Here is a 15,740-nt window from a genome sequence, read left to right on the forward strand (position 1 = left end):
CAGATGTTGATAAGAGACAGGGAAGACCTACGTGCCGTACGGGGAGCGGCACCGCGGGGGATCGGTACCGCTCCCACCACCACCGTCCCTCGGACGGGAGCCGTCGCCCAGGAGCCGAAGGTCCCGGCCGGCGCCCGACCGGGCCGGATCGTCAGGGACGGTCGGCCCTGTCAGCGAGGTGTGCCGGACCGCGTACCGGGGAGGGCGCTCGGCAGCGCCTGCAGAGTGACGGAGATGCCGGAGCGCTCGTAGCCGCCGGACCAGCGTGCGTCACTGCGCTGGGCGCTCCGGGGGCGTCGTCACCGCTCGGGAAGCCAGTGGTGGGCGATCCGGTGCGGGGGGTGCTTCTCAGGCTGGCGGGTGTCGTCGACGCGGAACGTGAGACTGTTCACCACGCCCACCACGCCGTCCACCCGCCAGGAAAGCTGGAGAGCGACCGGGATGTCGCTGCGGCGCTCCAGGCGTCCCTCCAGCGTGGCCGTCCCGTCATGGACCGAGACGATGACGGTGCGGGGCGGCAGGCACATGGCCTTGGTCAGGACCTCGTCGATGATCTCCTGGCGGATCTCCTCGTCGGTGCGCAGGAAGACCCGCAGCAGGTCACGGCGAGTGGCGATGCCGACCAGGCGGTCCTCCTCGTCCACCACGGGCAGCCGTTCGATGCGGTGACGCTCCATCATCCGTGCGGCATCCGCGAGGCGTTGCTCCGGGTGCACGGTGATCGCGGGTGTCGACATCAGCTGTCCGGCGGTCATGGCACGGGCCTTGGCAGCGGCGACTCGCGCCTTGCGGCGCAGCGTCGGCAGCCGGGAGCGGATGCCCTGGGCCCTCCGGGCCTGCGCCGCCTGCCGGCGGACCAGGTCGGTCTCGGAGATGACGCCGAGGACCTTGTCGTCGGCGTTCACTACCGGCAGGCCGCTGATCCGGTGCCGGGCCAGCAGTAGTGCCACGTCCTTGAACGGTGTCTCCTGGCAGGCGTGGATGACGTCGGGGGTCATCACCTCGCCGACCTTGGTTGTCTTCACGGCAGTTCCCTTCTCCGCTGGTGTCCGTGGAGGGGCACCGGTCTCCGCGGGTGGCTGCGGAGGGCGACCGCCCTCCCCGCGTACGGCCGCTGCGGGCCGTCCCGTGTCCCCGCCGGGCGAGGGGCCGGTGGCGGGGATCGAGGGTCGGAACTCTCTCGGGTGAGGGCGGCCGGGCCCCTTGATGCCTCTACAGGCTCCCGCTCACCGGCTTTGACGGGGCAGGGCCGAGCGGCCCTGAGCTCCGGGGCGAACTTCCCTCCTACGGGTACGTCGCCGAGAAGGAGTGCCGGTCGGCCCTGGGCGTGGCGCCATCGGGCCCATGCACACGGGGAGCGGCCGGGGGAGTGTGGCGGGTGAGAGCACTGGCGTACTGGATGTGGGAGGCACGATGAGCGGTGTGGTGGTAGTCGGTGTGGACGGGTCGGCGTCGAGTCTCGCGGCGGTCGAGGCGGCGGCACGGGAGGCGCGGTTGCGCGGGGCGGGGCTGCGGGTGGTGCACGCGTTCATCTGGCCCGCGCTGCACGTGCCCCTCGGCCCGTCGCCGTCGGGCCCGGCCGAGGGCGGACTCCGGAACCTGGCCGGCCGTCTGGTGGCCGAGGCGGTCGAGCGGGCACGCGCCGCGGAACCGGAGGTCGAGGTCAGCCATGCCGTGGTGACCGGAGAGCCGCTGACGGTCCTTCAGGCGCAGTCGCGTGCGGCTGAGCTGGTGGTGGTCGGATCCCGCGGCATGGGCGGGTTCGTGGGGCTGCTGGTCGGGTCGACGGCCGTCCATCTGGCGGCACACGGCCGGTGTCCGGTGCTGGTCGTGCGGGAGCAGCCGAGTGCGGAAGGTCCGATCGTGGTGGGCGTCGACGGTTCGGCTGCGGGCGGGCCGGCGGTGGACTTCGCCTTCGCCGAGGCCGAGCTGCGCAAGGCGCCGCTGGTGGCGTTGCACGCCTGGACCACCTGGAATGCGCCGATGCCCGCGCCGCAGGACTCGTCGATGCCGTACACGAACCCGCCGGGCGCCCTGGCCGGGGAGGAGGAGCGCCTGCTGTCCGAGGCGCTCGCCGGACGCCAGGAACGGCATCCGGGTGTGGTGGTGGAGCACCGGGTGGTGCACGGCGGGACGCGGGAGGCGTTGATCGAGGCGAGCCGGTCGGCCCAGTTGCTGGTGACTGGCGCCCGGGGCCGGGGTGGTTTCGCCGGGCTGCTGCTCGGCTCGGTCAGCCAGGCCCTGCTGCACCACGCCCACTGCGCGGTCGCGGTGGTGCGGGGAGCGGACCCGCGGCACTGACATTCTCCGGCGGGCGGTCACCTGCCCTGTCCCGCGGTGCGGGCGGGCGGGGGGCCGCCCGCCGGGTGGGCGCGAAGCGGGTGACGACGGGGCCGCAGACGGCGAGGAGCATGACGTAAGCGGTGACCAGAGCCGCCAGGCGGCCCTGCGCCGGGGCGGCCAGCCCGATGATGACGACGGAGAACTCGCCGCGGGCGATGAGCGCGGTTCCGGCGCGGAGCCGGCCGCGGCGGCCGGCGCCCTCGCGGCGGGCGGCATACCAGCCGGCGGCCACCTTGCTCCCGGCCGTGACCACCGCCAGTGCCGCGGCGGCGGGCAGCATCGGCAGCAGGTCACCCGGATCGACGGTCAGACCGAGGGCGAGGAAGAACACCGCGGCGAACAGGTCGCGCAGGGGGCTGAGCACGGCCCGGGCCCGGTCGGCAGCGGTCCCGGTCAGCGCGAGTCCGATCAGGAAGGCGCCGACGGCGGCCGAGACGTGGATGATCTCGGCCAGCGCGGCCACGATCAGGGTGAGGCCGAGCACGCGGAGCAGTACCTGCTCGGCGTCGGTGTGGGACAGGATCCGGTTGACATGGTGGCCCCAGCGCCAGGACGCGGTGATGGCCGCGGCGACGGCCGTCATGGCGGCCGCGACGGCGAGCAGCGCCTGCCACCAGGTGCCTCCGGAGGCGACGACGGCGAGCAGCGGCAGGTAGGCCGCCATCACGAAGTCCTCCACCACCAGCACGGACAGCACCGCGGGAGTCTCCCGGTTGCCCAGTCGGCGCAGGTCGCCGAGCAGGCGGGCGACGATGCCGGAGGAGGAGACGTAGGTGGCGCCCGCGAGCGCCAGGATCCCGCCGGCGTCCAGGCCGAGGAGCCAGCCGGCCACGGCGCCGGGGGCGGCGTTGAGGACGAGGTCGATGGCGGCGGAGGAACGGTGCCGACGGAGGCTGACGGTGAACTCCCGGACGGTGAAGTCCAGGCCGAGAACCAGCAGCAGCAGGACCACACCGATGGCGGCGCCGGTGTCGACGAAGTCCCGGGCGGCCGGAACCGGGGCGATCCCGCCGTCCCCCAGGGCCAGTCCGGCCAGCAGGTACAGCGGGACGGGGGAGAGGGCGAAGCGCCGTGCGACAGTGCCGAGCAGGCTCAGCACGGCCAGGATGATGCCCAGCTCCAGCAGCAGGGCGACAGGCGTGTGCACGGTTCAGCCCTGGACGATGTGCTGGACGCCGGCGATGCCCTCATGGGTGCCGATCACCACCAGGATGTCCCCGGCCCGCAGGGTCTGGCCCGGTCCGGGGGAGGCGATGACGTCCTCGCCGCGGACGACGGCCACAATCGAAGCACCGGTGCGGGTCCGGGCCCGCGTGTCCCCCAGGGCCCGGTCGGCGAACGGGCTGCCGGGACGCACCTCGACCTGACCCGCGCTCAGGCCGGGCACCTCGCGGGTCAGATCGGCGAACCGCTCGGCGATCCGCGGGGCGCCGAGGATCTCGGCGAGGGCGTCCGCCTCCTGGCTGGTGAGCCGGAGCACCGGACGGGCCTCGTCCGGATCGTCGCCGGGGTACACCACCAGTTCGAAGTCGCCCGAGCGCTGGGCGACGACCCCGATCAGGTCGCCCTCGTGGTTGACGAACTCGTAGCGCAGCCCGACGCCGGGCAGCAGCACCTCGTTGACGTCCATGTGGATCTCCCCGTCGTCACGCATTCGGATCCTTCGCGCCGGGCCCTGGCCTCAGCCCGCCGCGCACTGTCTTCGGCCGGCATCGAGGCGGCCCGCTGTACACAGGTTTTCGGCAGGCGTCGCGGGGTGCTGGAGCCGTCGTACAGGTCGTACGGCAGCCGCCGGAACCGCGCGGCAGGTGATCAGTGTCGTGAGCACCCCGGCGTACCCGACAGGGCCGAGCGGCCCCTCGGCACGGACTGACGGCCCCTGTGCGTACCGGGCCGGCCGCCCGAGGCTGGAAGCCGAAGGGCCGCGCGTCGGCGATGGTCCGGGACGGGAGTATCCAGTGAGTGAGCCAATGAGTGACCGTGATCCGGTGATCGTAGGAGTGGACGGTTCGGACTCCAGCATCAGCGCCGTCGAGGCCGCGGCCCGTGAGGCACACCTGCGTGGCGTGGGGCTGCGGATCGTGCACGCCTTCGGTCAGGTGACCGGGCACCTGCCGGCCGGCGCGCCACCGTGGAACCCCGCCGACCACGGCCTGGAGCCAATGGTGCGGGGCGCACTGGCCCGCGCCGAGGGGCGGGCGTACGCGATCGCACCGGACCTCGAGATCACCCGTTCGGTGGTGGCCGGGGAGGCGCCCGAGGTGCTGGAGATCGAGTCGCGGTCGGCGTCGCTGGCGGTGGTCGGCAGCCGGGGCCTGGGCAGCTTCTCGGGATTGCTGCTGGGCTCCACGGCGGTACATCTGGCCGCTCACGGCCGTTGCCCGCTGATGGTGGTGCGGGGCCGCCCCGATCCGGCCGGCGCGGTGATCCTGGCCGTGGACGGCTCCGTGGCCGGAGAGGCGGCGGTGGAGTTCGCGTTCGCCGAGGCGGCACTGCGCAAGGCGCCACTGGTCGCCCTCCATGTGTGGAACACCTTCAGCGAGCGCGCCTACGAAGGCCCCGGCGACCCCCTCAACGCCGTGGTGGCGGACGCCGAACGCATTCGTGAGGCCGAACAGCACCTGCTGGACGAGACGTTGGCATCCTGGCAGAAGGTCTATCCCGAGGTCGTGGTCGAGCGGCGCCTGGTGCGTTCCCGGATCCGCCCGGCCCTGATCGAAGCCAGTCGCGGTGCCCAGCTGGTGGTGACCGGCGCCCGGGGCCGGGGCGGCTTCACCGGCCTGCTGCTCGGTTCCGTCAGCCAGGCCCTGCTGCACCACGCCCACTGCCCCGTCACCGTCGTCCGCGGTAAGGAGTGACCGTGCCCGAGCAGCAGTCAACGGTGGAGAACCACACCCTGCCTACGCAGACCAGTGCACACCACACCCTGCCGGAACCGACGCCCCCGCCGCCGGACGCCTACCGACGTGACGCCACCGAAGTGGCGGACTTACTGGCCGTAGTCCCGGACACGGGCCTGAGCACGGCGGACGCCGAGCAGCGGGCCGCCGTGTGGGGAGCCAACGAGCTGGCAGAACCGGTGCGCCGACCGCAGTGGCTCCGCCTGCTGGACCAGTTCCGCAGCTGGCTGATCGGCATCCTGCTCGCCGCAGCCGTCGTCGCGGGAATCATCGGCGAGGTCAAGGACGCCCTCGTCATCACGGTCGTCCTGCTCATCAACGCCACCATCGGCTACCTGCAGGAACGCCGCGCCGAGCGCAGCCTGGAGGCCCTGCGCCAGATGCTGGTGCCCACAGCGCGCGTGCGCCGCGACGGCCGGCTGAAGGAGATCCCGGCCGGCGCCCTCGTCCCCGGCGATGTCGTCCTGCTGGAAGCCGGCGACCGGGTTCCGGCCGACGGGCGCCTGGTGGTCGCCGAGTCGGTCGAGGCGGGCGAGGCCGCGCTGACCGGTGAGTCCCAGCCCGTCGCCAAGACGACCGCGCCCGCCGAGGCCGACGGTGCCGAGCCCGTACCCGTTGCCGAGCGCACCGGCATGCTCTTCATGAACACCGCGCTGACCCGTGGCCGCGCCGAGATGATCGTCACGGCCACCGGCATGCGCACCGAGGTCGGCGCGATCGCCGAGGCGCTGCGCACCGGCGCGGAACCGCCCAGCCCGCTCCAGGTCCAGATGGACAGCCTGGGCCGGCGGTTGGCCCTGGTCAGCGGCGTCGCCGTGGCCGCCTACGCGCTCGTGGCCCTCCTGCGCGGTGAGGAGCCGGCCGGCCTCGCGCTGCGGGCGGTGGCCCTGGCCGTCGCCGCGATTCCCGAGGGTCTGCCGGCCGTTCTCGCGCTCACCCTCGCCCTGGGCGTCCACCGCATGGCCCGCCGTGGCGCCATCGTCAAACGCCTGGCCTCCGTCGAGGCACTCGGCTCCGCGACCGTGGTGTGCAGCGACAAGACCGGCACCCTGACCCTGAACGAGATGACCGCCCGCGCCCTGTGGGCCGCCGGGCGCGCCTATGAGGTGACCGGAGAGGGATACGACACAGCAGGCACCATTCGCTCTGCGGACGAGCGGCACGGCCGGGACCCGCACGACGCGGCCCTGTACGGCGAGGCCGGGCGCGATGTGACTTCGCATGACGCGCCCCCGCCCGCCCTGTGCGACGCGGTGCTGCCCTTCGCGCTGTGCAACGACGCCCGGATCACCCCGGACGGCGTCATCGGAGACCCCACCGAGGCCGCCCTGGCCGTACTCGCGGCCAAGGCCGGTGTCGACGCCGGACTCCGTGACCGCATGCCGCGTACCGGTGAGATCCCCTTCGACCCTGCCGCCAAGTACATGGCCACCTTCCACACCGACGCGGAGCACGGCCGCGTCCGCGTCCACGCCAAGGGAGCCGTCGACGTCCTGCTGGAGCGCTGCACCCACCTCCTGACCGAACAGGGCCGCGTCCCCCTCGACGCCGAGCGGCGTCGTGAGATCACCGGCGCCGCCCGCCGGATGGGCGGCCAGGGCCTGCGCGTTCTTGGGGCAGCCACCGCCACCACCGACCGGTCGGGCCCTCGGGAGGTGACGGGACTGACCCTGACCGCGATCGCGGGGATAGCCGACCCTCCGCGTCCTCAGGCCCGTGACGCCGTCGCCCTGGCCCGGGCCGCCGGCGTCACCGTCAAAATGATCACCGGTGATCATGCTGACACCGCCGCCGCCATCGCCCGCGAACTCGGCATCACCGGCGACATCGTCTCAGGTGCCGAACTGGCCCGGATGAACGAGCAGGAACTCGCGGACCGCGTCGAAGACATAGGCGTCTTCGCCCGCGTCGCCCCCGAACACAAGGTGACCATCGTTCGCGCGCTCTCCGCGAAGGGCCACATCGTGGCCATGACCGGAGACGGCGTCAACGACGCCGCGGCCCTGCGCGCCGCCCACATCGGCGTCGCGATGGGCATCACCGGCACCGACGTGGCCAAAGAGGCCGCCGACATGGTCCTGACCGACGACGACTTCTCCACCATCGTCCGCGCGGTGCGCGAGGGCCGCTCGATCTACGACAACATCGTCACCTTCGTCCGCTTCCAGCTGTCCACCAACATCGGCGCCATCCTCACCCTGCTCGCCACCGTGCTCGCCGGACTGCCCGCGCCGATGTCGGCGATCCAGCTGCTGTGGGTCAACATCATCATGGACGGGCCGCCCGCCATGGCCCTGGGCATCGACCCTCCGCGGGACAACGTGATGCGGCGTCCGCCCCGCCCGCCCGGCGAACGCATCCTCAACGCCCGCCGCCTGGCCGCCATCACCCGTTCCGGCGCGGTCATGGCAGCGGGCACCCTGGCCGTCTTCGCCGGCGCCCGCCACCTCACCGACACCACGATCGCCGCCACCATGGCCTTCACCACGTTCGTGCTCTTCCAGCTGTTCAACGCCCTCGCCGCGCGCAGCGAGGACGGCCCCGTCCTCGGCCGCCACCAACTGCACAACCGCACCCTGTGGACCTGCCTGGCCACCGTGCTGGTCCTCCAGGTCATCGCCGTGCAAGTACCAACGGCCCAGGGGGTATTCGACACCGTGTCGCTCAGCCCCGCCCAGTGGGCGATCTGCCTCGCCACCGCCTCCACCGTGCTGTTGGCCGAGCACGGCTGGCGCGCCGCCCGGGCACGGCTCGGCCACCCCTCGGACGCGACCCACAGGTGCTGAAGGCGGGCCTGGAAGAACATCTCTCTGACCAGCCGCCGTCAAGCCGGCAGGCTTCGGGGAACCCGCGCCAAGGTCCTGGTGCCGGGCACCGACAGGTGCACCGGCACCAGGACCTTGGCGCTGTGCCGTGGCCGTTGCCGTCGAGGGGCGGAACGAAGGCGAGTCGGGCATGCGGTCGTTTTCGGGGCCGTCGTGAGCCGGCCCTTCTGTTCCACCCGACCAGGAGTCGGCCACACGGCCCCGGGCCCGGGTACGACCGGGGTCATCCCACGTGTGGTCGGCAGTTCGAAGGGCCGAAGCCGGCACTTTCGCGTCCGGCTTCGGCCCTTCGGCGTGTGTCATCGGCTGTCGCTGGTCTCCGTCCCGGAGAGCGCGGCCCGTCCGGCCTCCAGGCGGGCTACCGGGACGCGGAACGGTGAGCAGGAGACGTAGTCCAGTCCCACGCCGTGGAAGAAGTGAACCGAGTCCGGGTCTCCGCCGTGCTCGCCGCAGACGCCGATCTGGAGCCCGGGGCGAGCCGCGCGGCCCTCGGCGACCGCGATCTCGACCAGCCGGCCGACGCCGTCGCGGTCGATGGTCTCGAAGGGGGACACCTTGAAGACGCCCTTGTCGAGATAGGTGGAGAAGAACGCCGCCTCGACGTCGTCGCGGGAGAAGCCCCAGGTGGTCTGGGTCAGGTCGTTCGTGCCGAAGGAGAAGAACTCCGCCTCCTCGGCGATCCGTCCCGCGGTCAGAGCCGCCCTCGGCAGCTCGATCATCGTGCCGACCGGGCACTCGACGGGCACGCCGGTGGCCCTGCTGACCTCGGCCAGAACCTGTTCCACCTCCTCGCGCACGAGCCGCAGTTCCTCGACCGTGTCGATCAGCGGAACCATGATCTCCGCGCGCGGGTCACCGCCCGTCCGCTTGCGCTCGACGACCGCCTCGGCGATCGCCCGCACCTGCATGGCGACCAGTCCCGGTGCCACCAGCCCGAGGCGTACGCCGCGCAGGCCGAGCATCGGGTTCTCCTCGTGCATCCGGTTCACGGCCTGGAGCAGCTCGGCGTCGTGCGCACTCGGCGGGGTGCCGTGCGCCTCGGCTGCCGCGAGGCGGACGGCGAGTTCGGTGCGGTCCGGCAGGAATTCGTGAAGCGGCGGATCCAGGAGCCGGATGGTGACCGGCAGGCCGTCCATCGCCTCCAGGATGCCGACGAAGTCCTGCCGTTGCAGCGGCAGCAGCGCGTCCAGCGCCCGCTCGCGTGCGGTGTCGTCGCGGGCCAGGATCATGGCCTCGACCAGCTGCCGGCGGTCGCCGAGGAACATGTGCTCGGTCCGGCACAGCCCGATGCCCTCGGCTCCGAACCTGCGGGCACGGGCGGCGTCCTCGGGGGTGTCCGCGTTGGCCCGGATCTCCAACCGCCTGACAGCATCGGCATGTCGCATGGCGCGGGCCACGGCATCGACCACGCCGGCCGAGCCCTCACCCGTCTCGACGACACCCGTATCGGCACCCGTCTCGAGCCCTGCTTCGAAGTACCGCATCACCGCCGAGTCCACCAGCGGGACGGCGCCCGGGTAGACGGCGCCATCGGAGCCGTCGACGGAGATGACCATGCCCTCCTCGACGGTGATGCCACCCACGCTGAAACGCCGCCCCCGCGGGTCCACGCCGATCTCTTCGGCGCCGCATACGCAGACCTTGCCCATGCCGCGGGCGACCACCGCGGCATGGCTGGTCTTGCCGCCGCGGCTGGTCAGCACGGCCTGCGCGGCGAGCATGCCGGGCAGATCGTCGGGGGTCGTCTCCTGGCGTACGAGGACCACCTTCTCCCCGGCGGCGGCGCGCCGTACCGCCTTGGCGGAGTCGAAGACGGCCGCGCCGGCCGCGGCGCCCGGCGAGGCCGGAATGCCGTGCGCGAGGGCGTCCCCGACGGCGGAGGTGTCGAAGCGGGGAAACATCAGGCGGGCGAGGCCGTCGCCGCTGACGCGCGCCAGAGCCTCGTCGGCGGTGATGAGTTCCTCGTCGGCCAGCTCGGCGGCGATGGTGAACGCGGCCTCGGCGGTGCGCTTGCCGACCCGGGTCTGCAGCATCCACAGTCGGCGGCGCTCGATGGTGAACTCGATGTCGCACAGGTCCCGGTAGTGGGTCTCCAACGTGCGCATATGGTCGCGGAGTCGGGTGAATGCCTCGGGGTTCAGGCGGCTCAGTTCGTCCAGGGGGACGGTGTTGCGGATGCCCGCGACGACATCCTCTCCTTGGGCGTTGGACAGGTAGTCGCCGTACAGGCCGGGGCGCCCGGTGGCCGGGTCACGGGTGAAGGCGACACCGCTGCCGGAGTCGGGGCCGAGATTGCCGAAGACCATGGTCTGGACGTTGACCGCGGTGCCCAGGTCGTCGGGGATGTGCTCGCGGCGCCGGTAGAGGCGGGCGCGCGTGCCTGTCCAGGACGAGAAGACGGCCAGGACCGCACGGCGCAGCTGCTCGGCCGGGGACTGCGGGAAGTACTCGCCGGTTTCCTGGCGGATCAGTTCCTTGTATGCCTCAACGAGTTCAGCCAGATCGACCGCGTCCAGGCCCAGGTCGTCGGCCGCGCCTCGGGTTTCCTTCAGGCGGGACATGACGTTCTCGAACAGCGCACTGTCGACGCCCATGACGGTGCTGCCGAACATCTGCACAAGGCGGCGGTAGGAATCCCAGGCGAAGCGTTCGTTTCCGGAGGACTTGGCCAACCCGAGCACGGACTCGTCGTTCAGGCCGATGTCCAGGATCGTCTCCATCATGCCGGGCATGGAGAAGCGGGCCCCGGAACGGACGGACAGCAGCAGCGGGTCGTCCGACTGCCCCAGCAGCCGCCCGGCGGCCTGCTCCAGGACGGTCAGGTGCTCGGAGATCTCACGGACCAGGCCGTCCGGTTCGGAGCCGGTGGCGAGGAAGGCGCGGCAGGCTTCGGTGGTGACGGTGAAGCCGGGCGGCACCGGCAGACCCATCCGGGTCATCTCGGCCAGGTTGGCGCCCTTGCCGCCGAGCAGTTCGGCCATGTCACGGCCGCCCTCGGTGAACGCGTACACGTAGCGGACCATGACGGTGCTGTTCCTTCCTGTTGCGCAGGGACGGTGCGGTGCGGGTTGGGCCACTTGGCCGAGCCGCACCCCGGTCGGCGCGCGGGGCGCAGCAGCCACGCGGGCGGTGTCACAACTCGAAGACGATGCGCGCCTTGATCTGACCGTTCAGGACCTCCGCGATGGACTCGTTGACGGTCTCCAGGGGCCGGGTCTCGTAGATCACCCGGGTGCGTCCGGCGGCGTGCAGCTGGAACACCTCGGCCAGGTCCTGGCGGGTGCCGACGATCGAGCCGATGACGGAGGTGCCGTTCAGGACGGTGTCGAAGATCGGGACCTGGATGGTTCCGCCGGAGGGCAGGGCGACCATGACCAGCTTGCCGCCGCGCCGCAGACCGCCGTAGACGGAGGCGAACGCCTGCTCGTCGACGGCCAGCGCGATCGCCGTGTGTGCGCCACCGTGCTGCCTGAGCACCTCGGCAGGGTCCTCCTTGCGGGCGTCGATGAGGATGTCCGCGCCGAGCTCGCGAGCGAGTTCGAGCTTGTCGTCGGTGACGTCGATCGCTGCGACGGTGGCGCCGGCGATCTTCGCGTACTGCACGGCCAGATGACCGAGGCCACCGACGCCGGAGATCGCCACCAGCTGGGTCGGGCGGACGTCGGCGACCTTGAGAGCCTTGTACGTGGTGACACCGGCGCAGGTCAGCGGGGCCGCGTCGCGCGGGTCAATGCCCTCGGGGACCACAGCGGCGAAGTCGGCCGGGGCGAGCATCTTCTCGGCGTAGCCGCCGTCCACGCTGTAGCCGGTGTTGTGCTGTTGCTCGCACAGCGTCTCCCAGCCGGAGAGGCAGTGCTCGCACCGCCCGCAGGCCCAGCCCAGCCACGGCACGGCCACCCGCTGCCCGACGGCCAGGTGGGTCACCCCGTCGCCGAGTGCCTCGACGATGCCGACGCCCTCGTGGCCGGGGACGAACGGCGGGCTGGGCTTGACCGGCCAGTCGCCGTGCGCGGCGTGGATGTCGGTGTGGCACAGCCCGGACGCCTCCAGCCGGATGAGGACCTGGCCGGGACCCGGCTCCGGGTCCGGGCGCTCCTCGATCACCAGCGGCTGGCCGAAGGACTGGACGACTGCTGCCTTCATTTCGATGCTCCTCGGGTCTCTCTGCCTGTTCGCTGTCTCTTCGGTGCGGTGTCAGCGTCGAACGGGTGCCGACGCGGCGGCAGGTCCTGGACGTCCCCGCCCATGGGGTCGCTCGGCCCTCAAGCCGTACGGAAACCGGCCCTCAGCCGTGCGGGACGACGGCGACCGGGCGGCGGCGTGGTGAGTACCGCCTGGGCCACCGGGCCGATGCGCACGCCGAGCGCCGGCCGGTGCGTCCTGCGGCAGACGACCACGAGTCCGGCCTGCGCGGCGGCCTTCAGTACGACACCGGACGGGCGTGCGAGATCGACTGTGTGGACGACGACCGGCACCGTCGGGTACTTCTCCAGCCACGGCGCGAGAGCGCCGGACAGTGCCTGAGCGGCATGGCCCGTGATACCGCCTTCCTGGCCGGCCAGTTGGCCCACAACCGGACCGTGTCCGTACGGCGGAGGCAGGCTCGGCGCGCGTACGGCAACGGGCGCGGCAGACGATTGACGGCACATCGCGGTCACTTCCGGCGTAGTGCGCGGGAGTTCGGCGCCGGTCGGTCGGCACCCGGTGGGCGGGCAGAACCGGTGGGCGTCGGAATGTGGGAATGTCAGAACGAATTGGGCCGGTCGGCCCTGGCCGTTCGGCCTGGAAATCGCGCAAGATCTATGTCAGGAAAAGACCGGCCCCGCCCCGTCCGGCGGTCTACGGGGCCCGGCACAGACGAAACAGGACAGGAGCCGTCGATGGCGGACAGCGAGCGACCCGGTAGCGACAACCCGATCCGGGTCTTCCTCATGGACGACCACGAGGTGGTACGGCGCGGTGTGCGCGACCTGCTGAACGAGGAGCCGGACATCACCGTGGTCGGCGAGGCGGGCACGGCGGAGCAGGCCTTGGTGCGGGTTCCCGCGCTGCGCCCGCAGGTGGCCGTGCTCGATGTGCGCCTGCCCGACGGCGACGGAGTGACCGTCTGCCGCGAGCTGCGCTCACGCATGCCGGAGCTGTCCTGCTTGATGCTGACCTCGTTCGATGACGAGGAGGCCCTGCTCGACTCGATCATGGCCGGCGCCTCCGGATACGTGCTGAAACAGATCCGGGGCACGGACCTGGTCTCGGCCGTGCGCACCGTGGCCGCCGGCCAGTCGCTGCTTGACCCGAGCGCCACCGCCAGGCTGATGACCCGGCTGCGTCAGGCCCAGGAGCCGGAACCCGAGCCCGACGCCCTGCCGGGCCTGACCGGGCGGGAGCGGGAGATCCTGGCCCTGATCGGTGAGGGCCTGACCAACCGCCAGATCGGCCAGCGCCTCTACCTCGCCGAGAAGACGGTCAAGAACCACATCTCCCGCCTCCTGGCCAAGCTGGGCGTGGAGCGGCGCATCCAGGCCGCTGTCATCGCCACCCAGGCCCAGGACCGGCTGAAGTAGAGAGGCCACTGACATGCGCTGACACCCGCGCGGCGAGCCCGGGCCGAAGGTCCCCGGCTTGTCCCCGTACGGTCCATGGCCGACCGCATCTCCGGCCGCCAGTCTGGCAGCACATACAGACGCGGATCGACCGGATCGATCGGGAGGACGACGGACATGAGCGTGCGCGTGGGCATCAACGGCTTCGGCCGGATCGGACGCAACTACCTGCGCTGTCTGCTGCAGCGTGCGGAAACCGAGGCGGGCACGGCCATCGAGGTGGTGGCGGTCAACGACCTCACCTCTCCGGCCGCGCTGGCCCATCTGCTGGCGTACGACTCGACGTACGGCCGACTCGGCCGCACGGTCCAGCACGACGACAACTCGATCTCCGTCGACGGGCAGCGCATCGCCGTGACCGCCGAGCGCGACCCGGCCGCCCTGGACTGGGCCGGCCTCGGAGTCGACGTCGTCATCGAGTCCACCGGCCGCTTTCGCACCCGCGAGCAGGCCGGGCTGCACCTGCAGGGCGGAGCCCGAAAGGTACTGCTGTCCGTGCCCGGCAAGGGCGTCGACGCCACCGTCGTCATGGGCATCAATGAGGGCACGTACGCCCCGGAGCGCGACCACGTCATCTCCAACGCCTCCTGCACCACCAACTGCGTGGCCCCGATGGTGAAGGTGCTAGACGAGCACTTCGGCCTCGTCAAGGGGCTGATGACCACCATCCACGGCTACACCAACGACCAGGTCGTCCTCGACGGCCCGCACAAGGACCTGCGCAGGGGCCGCAGCGCTGCCGTCAACATCATCCCCACCTCCACCGGCGCAGCCCGCGCGGTCGGCCTGGTCCTGCCCGAGCTGGCCGGCACCCTGGACGGCATCGCCGTACGCGTCCCCGTCGAGGACGGCTCGCTGACCGACCTGAGCGTGGTCCTCGACCGGCCCGTGACCGCCGACGAGGTCAACGCCGCGTTCCGGGAGGCCGCCGACGGGCCGCTCAAGGGCGTCCTGCGGGTCTCGGACGCCCCGATCGTCTCCCGCGACGTCGTCGGCGACCCCGCCTCCTGCGTCCTGGACGCCCCGCTGACGCAGGCGCACGGCGAACTGGTCAAGGTCTTCGGCTGGTACGACAACGAGTGGGGCTACACCAACCGCCTGCTCGACCTGACCGAGTACGTCGCCGCCCGGCTCCCGCTGACCTGACCAGGTCCGACCGACCGGGCCCGGGACCGAGGGCGGCAGGCGGCCGTCGGGGTCGCGGGCGCCGTGGCTCACCGCCGGTAGACCAGGTACGGGCGGGCGAGGTATCCGATCGGGGCGCTCCACACATGCACCATCCGTGTGAACGGCCAGGCGGCGAAGAGCAGGAACGCGGTCAGGGCGTGCAGCCGGAACAGGCGCGGGACTCCGGAGAGGCCACGGAGGCGGAGCGGGGGACCCACCGCCCAGGGAGCGGATCAGCTGCATGACGCTGCGCCGTGGGCACGTTCCACCGCGCCTGCACAGTAGGCGCGTCTGTCTGACCGGTGGGCCGCATCCGACAGGCGACAGGCGCCTCGCGGTCGCTGCGGACTGTGCCTCACCGCAGACCGGGCGTTCCCCTGAGTTCACGTCCGGTGACCAGCTCGGACTCGATCCGTACGAACACGGCGTCCCGCAGGGGCATCCAGGATGCGGGGCCGGACTGCGACAGGCGCTCGTGCTCGGCGGGGTCGGTCACCATGTCGGCCCGTCCGGTGACGACCACACTCCAGCCGGACCGGGTGTCCGCATCGAACTCGTCCGCCTCGAAGGCGATCACGACGCCGTCGATGGCGCGTACGAGGTCCGAGTCCGGTGAGGTGCACAGCAGGACGGAGGTATCCGTGTCCAGGGAGAAGTTGACGGGGAGGACCGCCGGCAGCGCCTGCCTGGTGTAGACCACGCGGCCGACCGGCACCTTGGCGAGCAGACGCAGGCACTCCTGCCGGTCGAGTGCGCGAAAGGCGTTGTCCAGGAACATCAGCCCATCGTTCCTGGCGGCTGCTGGGTGGGGGTAGGGCCGACCGGCCCTACCCCCACCCCACGCCGGGACCACCGTGCGGTCGTTGCCTTCACGGGGACGGGGCGGCCGACCGGGAGGCGGGGCC

12 protein-coding genes and 1 pseudogene are annotated in these 15,740 nt (G+C 72.0%); 5 read left to right on the forward strand and 8 right to left on the reverse strand.

The window, feature by feature from the left end; genetic code table 11:
- Positions 1-299: 299 nt before the first annotated feature.
- Complete coding sequence (locus K4G64_RS32500) at positions 300-1,025, reverse strand: CBS domain-containing protein (protein WP_221759516.1); 726 nt, start codon at positions 1,023-1,025, stop codon at positions 300-302.
- A gap of 388 nt (positions 1,026-1,413) precedes the next feature.
- Between K4G64_RS32500 and K4G64_RS32505 the strand changes: the two genes are divergently transcribed.
- Positions 1,414-2,301 carry a universal stress protein gene (locus tag K4G64_RS32505; RefSeq protein WP_221759517.1) on the forward strand — a complete coding sequence of 296 codons (888 nt, stop codon included), beginning with the start codon at positions 1,414-1,416 and terminating at the stop codon, positions 2,299-2,301.
- On the opposite strand, the gene K4G64_RS32510 is transcribed toward K4G64_RS32505, so the two are convergent.
- Positions 2,231-3,490: a cation:proton antiporter gene (locus K4G64_RS32510; RefSeq protein WP_221759518.1), complete on the reverse strand. Its 1,260-nt coding sequence runs from the start codon at positions 3,488-3,490 to the stop codon at positions 2,231-2,233. The genes K4G64_RS32505 and K4G64_RS32510 overlap by 71 nt on opposite strands.
- Before the next feature lie 3 nt (positions 3,491-3,493).
- On the reverse strand, positions 3,494-3,997 hold the full coding sequence (locus K4G64_RS32515; RefSeq protein WP_260461286.1) for a cation:proton antiporter regulatory subunit: 504 nt from the start codon (positions 3,995-3,997) through the stop codon (positions 3,494-3,496).
- Positions 3,998-4,331: 334 nt separating this feature from the next.
- On the opposite strand from K4G64_RS32515, the gene K4G64_RS32520 reads away from it, so the two are divergent.
- Both K4G64_RS32520 and K4G64_RS32525 read left to right on the forward strand, forming a co-directional pair.
- Complete coding sequence (locus K4G64_RS32520; RefSeq protein WP_374206471.1) at positions 4,332-5,201, forward strand: universal stress protein; 870 nt, start codon at positions 4,332-4,334, stop codon at positions 5,199-5,201.
- A gap of 2 nt (positions 5,202-5,203) precedes the next feature.
- The gene (locus K4G64_RS32525; protein WP_308122549.1) at positions 5,204-8,029 is read left to right on the forward strand and encodes a cation-transporting P-type ATPase; all 2,826 of its coding nucleotides are present in this window, start codon (positions 5,204-5,206) and stop codon (positions 8,027-8,029) included.
- Between the two features lie 338 nt (positions 8,030-8,367).
- On the opposite strand, the gene ppdK is transcribed toward K4G64_RS32525, so the two are convergent.
- From ppdK to K4G64_RS32540, 3 genes are all read right to left on the reverse strand, one after another.
- Positions 8,368-11,091, reverse strand: a complete 2,724-nt coding sequence (ppdK, locus tag K4G64_RS32530; protein WP_221759520.1) for a pyruvate, phosphate dikinase — start codon at positions 11,089-11,091, stop codon at positions 8,368-8,370.
- A gap of 109 nt (positions 11,092-11,200) precedes the next feature.
- The gene (gene adhP / locus K4G64_RS32535) at positions 11,201-12,211 is read right to left on the reverse strand and encodes an alcohol dehydrogenase AdhP (protein ID WP_221759521.1); all 1,011 of its coding nucleotides are present in this window, start codon (positions 12,209-12,211) and stop codon (positions 11,201-11,203) included.
- Between the two features lie 119 nt (positions 12,212-12,330).
- Positions 12,331-12,639 carry a hypothetical protein gene (locus tag K4G64_RS32540; RefSeq protein ID WP_221759522.1) on the reverse strand — a complete coding sequence of 103 codons (309 nt, stop codon included), beginning with the start codon at positions 12,637-12,639 and terminating at the stop codon, positions 12,331-12,333.
- Positions 12,640-12,948: 309 nt separating this feature from the next.
- Here K4G64_RS32540 and K4G64_RS32545 point away from each other — a divergent pair, with 309 nt between their 5' ends.
- Both K4G64_RS32545 and gap read left to right on the forward strand, forming a co-directional pair.
- Entirely contained in the window at positions 12,949-13,629 is a 681-nt protein-coding gene (locus K4G64_RS32545; RefSeq protein ID WP_221759523.1) for a response regulator transcription factor, read from the forward strand.
- A 156-nt stretch (positions 13,630-13,785) separates the two neighbouring features.
- Positions 13,786-14,814: a type I glyceraldehyde-3-phosphate dehydrogenase gene (gene gap, locus K4G64_RS32550; RefSeq protein WP_221759524.1), complete on the forward strand. Its 1,029-nt coding sequence runs from the start codon at positions 13,786-13,788 to the stop codon at positions 14,812-14,814.
- Positions 14,815-14,882: 68 nt separating this feature from the next.
- Here gap and K4G64_RS32555 read toward each other — a convergent pair.
- Together K4G64_RS32555 and K4G64_RS32560 are read right to left on the reverse strand one after the other, a co-directional pair.
- A pseudogene (locus tag K4G64_RS32555) lies at positions 14,883-15,026 on the reverse strand (respiratory nitrate reductase subunit gamma); the annotation flags it as partial.
- 164 nt (positions 15,027-15,190) lie between these two features.
- The gene (locus K4G64_RS32560; RefSeq protein WP_221759525.1) at positions 15,191-15,613 is read right to left on the reverse strand and encodes a pyridoxamine 5'-phosphate oxidase family protein; all 423 of its coding nucleotides are present in this window, start codon (positions 15,611-15,613) and stop codon (positions 15,191-15,193) included.
- Between the last annotated feature and the right edge of the window lie 127 nt (positions 15,614-15,740).

The organism is Streptomyces sp. WAC04114, assembly GCF_019733245.1.
In the GTDB taxonomy this organism is placed as follows: Bacteria; Actinomycetota; Actinomycetes; order Streptomycetales; family Streptomycetaceae; genus Streptomyces; species Streptomyces massasporeus_A.

Excerpts from the sequence above, each read along its gene's own strand:
- adhP (WP_221759521.1), bottom strand. The coding sequence starts at position 12,211 with ATGAAGGCAGCAGTCGTCCAGTCCTTCGGCCAGCCGCTGGTGATCGAG.
- K4G64_RS32515 (WP_260461286.1), bottom strand. The coding sequence starts at position 3,997 with ATGCGTGACGACGGGGAGATCCACATGGACGTCAACGAGGTGCTGCTG.
- gap (WP_221759524.1), top strand. The coding sequence starts at position 13,786 with ATGAGCGTGCGCGTGGGCATCAACGGCTTCGGCCGGATCGGACGCAAC.
- K4G64_RS32560 (WP_221759525.1), bottom strand. The coding sequence starts at position 15,613 with ATGTTCCTGGACAACGCCTTTCGCGCACTCGACCGGCAGGAGTGCCTG.
- K4G64_RS32545 (WP_221759523.1), top strand. The coding sequence starts at position 12,949 with ATGGCGGACAGCGAGCGACCCGGTAGCGACAACCCGATCCGGGTCTTC.
- ppdK (WP_221759520.1), bottom strand. The coding sequence starts at position 11,091 with ATGGTCCGCTACGTGTACGCGTTCACCGAGGGCGGCCGTGACATGGCC.
- K4G64_RS32505 (WP_221759517.1), top strand. The coding sequence starts at position 1,414 with ATGAGCGGTGTGGTGGTAGTCGGTGTGGACGGGTCGGCGTCGAGTCTC.